This is a genomic window from Ruegeria sp. TM1040 (genome assembly GCF_000014065.1).
GTDB lineage: Bacteria > Pseudomonadota > Alphaproteobacteria > Rhodobacterales > Rhodobacteraceae > Epibacterium.
The window spans coordinates 136,501-142,500 of sequence record NC_008044.1 but is presented as its reverse complement, the minus strand read 5'-3'; the positions used below and the strand labels follow the sequence as shown (position 1 = coordinate 142,500).

The following is a 6,000-nucleotide window of genomic DNA, read 5'->3' as shown; positions in this document are numbered from 1 at the left end:
GAGGGACCGTCATGACTGATGTCTCAATGAACCCGCTCACCGTGATCTTGGGAATCAAGATCCTTGTCACCCTTGGCCTCACGCATCTGTTCCTTTTTGCGCCACAGAAGCGGCTGAATGGTCTGATGGCGCAATATGGCGACAGCCCGCTCACCTACCGGCTGTATGGACTGACGCTTCTGGTGCTGCTCGGCATGTATTTTTCCGGTCTCATCGCAGCCCTCGGCGGAGAGGTCAGCCATGAGGTGCTTGCGCTTGGTATCTTGTCCAACGGTGGCGCTGCGGTCCTGATGCAAGCCTGGAGCGGCCACCCCACCCTGCGCCGCGCCTCTTGGATCTTTGCCGGGATTGCGGTGGCGCTGCTGGCGGCTCTGCTCTTTCCAGATCAGGCGTTGCTGCCCCTGCTGCCGTAAGAGGGCTGATCCACGTTCATCGGAACCGACGCCCCGCCTTCGCCCACGATCCGCACATGACGGCGCCGCATCTTGCGCGGCTCGTCAACGCCCACGGAATGCGCGATGGTTTCCACCTCGTGGATCACCTCACGGGCGTAGCGCGCGACCTTTTTATACTTGTCCTCGACCACCAGCCCCTTTTGAAAACGCGGATCATGCGTGGTGATGCCGGTGGGGCAGGTGTTGCGATTGCACTTGAGCGCCTGGATACACCCCAGGGAAAACATGAACCCGCGCGCCGAAGTCACAAAATCCGCCCCTGCGGCCAGCGCCCAGGCCACATCACCGGGGTTGACCAGCTTGCCGCTCGAAATCAGGCGAATACGGTCCTTGAAGCCATATTCGTCGCGCAGATTGCAGACCAAAGGCAGCGCCTCACGCACAGACATGCCGACAAGATCGATCAAAGGCATCGGTGCCGCGCCGGTGCCGCCTTCTCCACCGTCTATGGTGATGCAATCCGGCACATCCTCGGGCCGTGCGGCAAAGTTCAGGAACATCTCGCGCAGGGCGACCTCGGAGCCGGCGACGGTCTTGATGCCCACGGGCTTACCCGTGACTTCCCGGATGCGCGCCACGATATCCAAGAGGTCATCGTAATTCGCGATGTCGAGATGACGGTTCGGTGAAATACTGGCCTCACCCTCTGTAATGCCGCGAATCTCTGCAATCTCGGCGTTGACCTTCTCGGCGGGCAGTATGCCGCCCTTCCCGGGTTTGGCCCCCTGCGCGAGCTTTAGCTCAAACATCTTGACCTGTGGGATCTCCGCAAGCTCCTTGAGCCGCGCATCGCTTAGGTTGCCGGCCGTGTCTCGCACACCGTATTTGGCAGTTCCGATCTGAAAGACGATGTCGCACCCGCCATCTAGGTGAAACGGGCTCAATCCGCCTTCACCGGTGTTGAGCCAAACCCCTGCTTCGCGCGCCCCACGGCTCAGGGCTGTAATGGCCGGGCGCGAGAGGGCCCCGTAGCTCATACCCGAGATATTGAAGAAGGACGGCGCATTATATGGTACACGCGCAGTGGGACCGATGAGCATCGGTTCCGCGCTTGCAAATTGATCATCAAGGGGTGGAAAGGGCGCATTCACAAAAATTGGCGTTCCGGGCACGGATGTATTGCGCGTAGAGCCAAAGGCGACTGTGTTCGTCACACCCGCACAGGCACGGGCAATCCATTCCCGCTGAGCCCGGTTGAAAGGCAATTCCTCGCGGTCCATTGCAAAGAAATACTGGCGGAAGAACTCTCCAAGGGTGCTGAAGAGGTGACGAAACCGGCCAAGAACCGGATAGTTGCGCCGAATGGCGTCCTGCGTCTGGCTGCGATCGATGAGGAACATGATCAGTGCCACAAGGCCCAATACGCCAATCAAACAGATGAACATCACCGCAAGAATCGACACCGCGTTCATTGCAAACCCCATCGCACTTCCTTTCTGTCGTCGGATCACGCGGCCCTTAAGGGCCGCCCTCCGTTAACTTGTAGCATTACTGCCCGGAGAGGCGGGTCACGACTGCAACGCGCTCCATCACGAGACCTTTAGAATTCAGACGTTCGTTTAAAAAAGGGCCGCCCCAGAGGGCGACCCCATTTTCCTTATATAGGTGGGTGCTCAATGCACCACGGCATCATCCGGCAGCGGACGATCGGAGCTGCCGACGCGATCCCCGATCACCAGCCCCTCAGCCCCGGCAGACACGGGAACGATTTCACCGTCCTTGATGTCGCCAGCCAGCAGGGCCTCGGCCAACGGGTTTTGCAAGGCGCGCTGGATCACGCGTTTGAGCGGACGCGCCCCGAACACCGGGTCGTAGCCCTCATCTGCGAGCCAGGTCTTTGCCCCCTCATCCAGCTCCAGCGTGATTTTGCGTTGCGCCAGACGCTTGGCGAGACGCCCAAGCTGGATTTCGACGATACCGTCCATATCGTGCCGTCCCAGACGGTCAAAGATCACGGTCTCATCCAGACGGTTCAGGAACTCGGGCCGGAAGTGTGCCCGCACCGCATCCATCACGTCGCGTTTGGCATCTGCTGCATCCGCGCCATCTGGCAGCTGACTCAGCGCCTGCGCTCCGAGGTTTGATGTCAGGATGATCAGCGTCTGCTTGAAGTCCACGGTCCGGCCCTGACCATCGGTCAGCACGCCATCATCGAGCACCTGCAAGAGCACGTTGAACACGTCCGGGTGGGCCTTTTCGACCTCGTCAAACAGAACCACCTGATAAGGTCTGCGCCGCACCGCCTCGGTGAGCACGCCGCCCTCGTCATACCCGACATAGCCCGGAGGGGCACCGATCAGACGTGCGACTGCGTGTTTCTCCATGAACTCCGACATGTCGATGCGTACCATCGCGCTGTCATTGTCAAAGAGGAACTCGGCCACAGCTTTGGTGAGCTCGGTTTTCCCCACGCCGGTCGGCCCAAGGAATAGGAAGGACCCCAGCGGACGGTTCTCATCATTGAGCCCCGCGCGCGCCCGACGCACCGCGTTAGCCACGGCCGTCACGGCGGCGTTCTGACCAATGACGCGCTTGTGCAGGCCATCTTCCATCCGCAAGAGCTTCTCGCGCTCGCCCTCCAACATCTTTGAGGTCGGAATACCGGTCCAGCGTTCCACCACAGCTGCAATCTGCTCCGGGCGCACCGCTTCCTCGACCATCAGGCCCTGCTCTTCTTTCTGTTCGGCCTCAGAGAGCTGCTTTTCCAACCCCGGAATGACGCCATAAGACAGCTCACCCGCCTTGGCGAGATTCCCCTCGCGTTTGGCGATGTCGAGTTCGGCACGTGCGCGATCAAGCTGCTCTTTCAGATCACGCGCAGAGGCGAGCTTGTCACGCTCGGACTGCCATTGCGCGGTCATTTCGCGCGAACGCTCCTGCAGGTCTGCCAGTTCCTTCTGGAGATGCTCCAACCGGTCCTTCGACGCCGCATCATCCTCGAGCTTCAGCGCTTCTTCTTCGATCTGCATCTGCAGGATCTGCCGATCCAGCGCGTCGAGCTCTTCGGGTTTGGAGTCCACCTCCATCCGCAGGCGCGATGCCGCCTCGTCCATAAGGTCAATCGCCTTGTCGGGCAGGAACCGGTCGGTGATATAGCGGTTCGAGAGCGTAGCGGCAGACACCAGCGCCGCATCCGCAATGCGGACACCGTGGTGCAGCTCGTACTTTTCCTTGATGCCACGCAGGATGGAAATCGTGTCTTCCACCGTCGGCTCCGTGACCATGACAGGCTGGAAGCGGCGGGCCAGGGCTGCGTCCTTCTCTACGTATTTACGATACTCATCGAGCGTGGTTGCGCCGATACAGTGCAGCTCACCGCGAGCAAGTGCCGGCTTGATGAGGTTGGCCGCATCCATCGCGCCATCGGATTTGCCTGCCCCTACAAGGGTATGCATCTCGTCGATAAACAGAATGATTTCGCCCGCCGCATCGGTCACCTCATTGAGGATGCCCTTGAGGCGTTCCTCGAACTCACCGCGATATTTCGCACCCGCAATAAGCGCGCCCATGTCGAGCGCTAGCAGACGCTTGTCCTTGAGGCTCTCGGGCACGTCGCCATTGACGATCCGCAAAGCCATGCCTTCGGCAATCGCGGTTTTACCCACGCCCGGCTCGCCGATCAGCACAGGGTTGTTCTTGGTGCGACGCGACAGAACCTGCATGGCGCGGCGAATTTCGTCATCGCGGCCAATGATCGGGTCGATCTTGCCCTCTCTCGCACGCTCCGTGAGGTCGAGGGTGAACTTCTTCAGCGCCTCATAAGTATCCTCTGCGGTTGCGGTATCCGCCGTGCGCCCCTTGCGTACGTCGTTGATCGCCTCATTGAGCTTCTGCGCCGTCACGCCACCTGCGTCCAGCGCATCCTTTGCCTTGGATTTCACGAGGGCAAGCGCTGTCAGCAGTCGCTCGACCGGGACAAAGCTGTCGCCCGCTTTTTCGGCCACCTTGGCCGCTTCATCCAGAACCTTGGCGGTTTGCCCGTCCAGATAGATCTGACCAGCATCGCCAGAAACCTTCGGCAACTTGCCGATCGCGGCTTCTACTGCCTCGCTCACACGCGCGATGTTCCCGCCCGCGTGCGCAATCAGGTTCGACGCCATGCCTTGATCGTCGTCGAGCAATGCTTTCAGGATATGTTCCGGTGTCAGGCGCTGGTGGCCTTCACGCAACGCAATCGTCTGGGACGCCTGCACAAAACCACGCGCCCGTTCAGTGAACTTGTTCAAGTCCATCTTCTTCTCCTCTTCATAAGCGCCCCTCTCGTGACCCCGCCCGCTTGGCGGCACAGGGTCGGTGTAGGCCTTGATCAAAGATGTGGGCATTCGAGCCCCATCTTCAAGTCCCAGAGTAACATCCGAGAAGTTGACGAACCTTGACCGGGATCAACTCTGGCAAAAAGCCACCGTCTCCCCTTTTCGAGGCCCTTCTAAGACAGTAGGAAGGCGCCAGCTTGCCCTAAAAACCGGAGTATCCCCGATGACCAGCCCCCTCGCAGATGACCGCCTGATCGTTGCCATGGATGTTCCCAACGCCCTTGAAGGGCTCAAACTGGCGGAACAGCTGGGTGACGCGGTCTCATTCTACAAAATCGGCCTTGGGATGCTCACCGGGGGCGGGCTGGCCCTCGCAAATGAGTTGAAGCAAGAGTTAGGTAAAAAGATCTTCCTCGACATGAAGCTCTTTGACATCGGGGCCACCGTGGAAAACGCGGTGCGCGGATTGGCGCAGTTCGATCTCGACTTCCTGACCGTGCACGGCGACCCCTATGTGGTGCGCGCCGCAAAAGAAGGGGCTGCGGGCAAGGATCTGAAGATCCTCGCCGTGACAATCCTTACGTCGCTGGATCGCGACGATCTGGATGGGGCGATGATCAAATCCGGTGAGATCAAAGATCTGGTGCAAGAGCGCGCCGGCAAGGCGTTCTCGGCTGGCGCAGATGGCGTCATTGCAAGCCCGCAGGAAGCCGCCATGATCCGCTCCCTGCCCGAAGCAGAAGGCAAGCTGATCGTCACTCCTGGTGTGCGCCCGGTGGGCGCTGACCTTGGCGACCAGAAGCGCGTTACAACCCCGGCGCAGGCTCTTGCTTCCGGCGTTGACCACATCGTTGTCGGTCGCCCGATCTGGCAGGCGGAAGCACCCCGGGTAGCGGCAGAGTCAATTCTGCAAGAGATGAACAGCCCGCAGGCGAAAGCGCCGAACTGAGGCACGCGCAGCCACACGCCTGTTTTTTGTGCGCTCGACCCCGATAAACAAACGCAAACGCACCAAATAGCCCCGTTGCGCCCTGCGGGGCCACCCTAACGCGCCGCTCGACCGCAACCCGCAGGGATCAAAGAACAAATTGAGTCGCACCCCGGCTCGATTTGAAAAGTTGAATGTATGCGGCGTGACATCGAAAGCACAGGGCAGACCGTTAAATCCCCTCAAACACCCTCTCAACCTTTGCGAAACTGGCTCACATGGGTGAATCTAGGGGTGAGACACTCCCCTGACGTTTACCTCTTCCTGAGAAACGTCACCTTCCCCCGCCAATTGTGCGGGGGCT

The 6,000-nt window shown here is 60.0% G+C and carries 4 protein-coding genes; 2 read left to right on the top strand and 2 right to left on the bottom strand.

Annotated elements, in window-relative coordinates:
* The first annotated feature begins 11 nt into the window (after positions 1-11).
* Entirely contained in the window at positions 12-413 is a 402-nt protein-coding gene (locus TM1040_RS04960) for a hypothetical protein (protein ID WP_011537500.1), read from the top strand.
* Here TM1040_RS04960 and TM1040_RS04955 read toward each other — a convergent pair.
* Both TM1040_RS04955 and clpB read right to left on the bottom strand, forming a co-directional pair.
* Complete coding sequence (locus TM1040_RS04955; RefSeq protein ID WP_011537499.1) at positions 386-1,879, bottom strand: FMN-binding glutamate synthase family protein; 1,494 nt, start codon at positions 1,877-1,879, stop codon at positions 386-388. The genes TM1040_RS04960 and TM1040_RS04955 overlap by 28 nt on opposite strands.
* Positions 1,880-2,068: 189 nt before the next feature.
* Positions 2,069-4,687, bottom strand: coding sequence for an ATP-dependent chaperone ClpB (clpB, locus tag TM1040_RS04950; RefSeq protein ID WP_011537498.1), 2,619 nt, complete (start codon positions 4,685-4,687; stop codon positions 2,069-2,071).
* Between the two features lie 244 nt (positions 4,688-4,931).
* Between clpB and pyrF the strand changes: the two genes are divergently transcribed.
* Entirely contained in the window at positions 4,932-5,657 is a 726-nt protein-coding gene (gene pyrF, locus TM1040_RS04945) for an orotidine-5'-phosphate decarboxylase (protein ID WP_011537497.1), read from the top strand.
* The last annotated feature ends 343 nt before the right edge of the window (positions 5,658-6,000 follow it).

What these genes read in the sequence shown, in the direction of transcription:
- TM1040_RS04960 (WP_011537500.1), top strand. Translation starts at nt 12, where the DNA reads ATGACTGATGTCTCAATGAACCCGCTCACCGTGATCTTGGGAATCAAG.
- TM1040_RS04955 (WP_011537499.1), bottom strand. Translation starts at nt 1,879, where the DNA reads ATGGGGTTTGCAATGAACGCGGTGTCGATTCTTGCGGTGATGTTCATC.
- clpB (WP_011537498.1), bottom strand. Translation starts at nt 4,687, where the DNA reads ATGGACTTGAACAAGTTCACTGAACGGGCGCGTGGTTTTGTGCAGGCG.
- pyrF (WP_011537497.1), top strand. Translation starts at nt 4,932, where the DNA reads ATGACCAGCCCCCTCGCAGATGACCGCCTGATCGTTGCCATGGATGTT.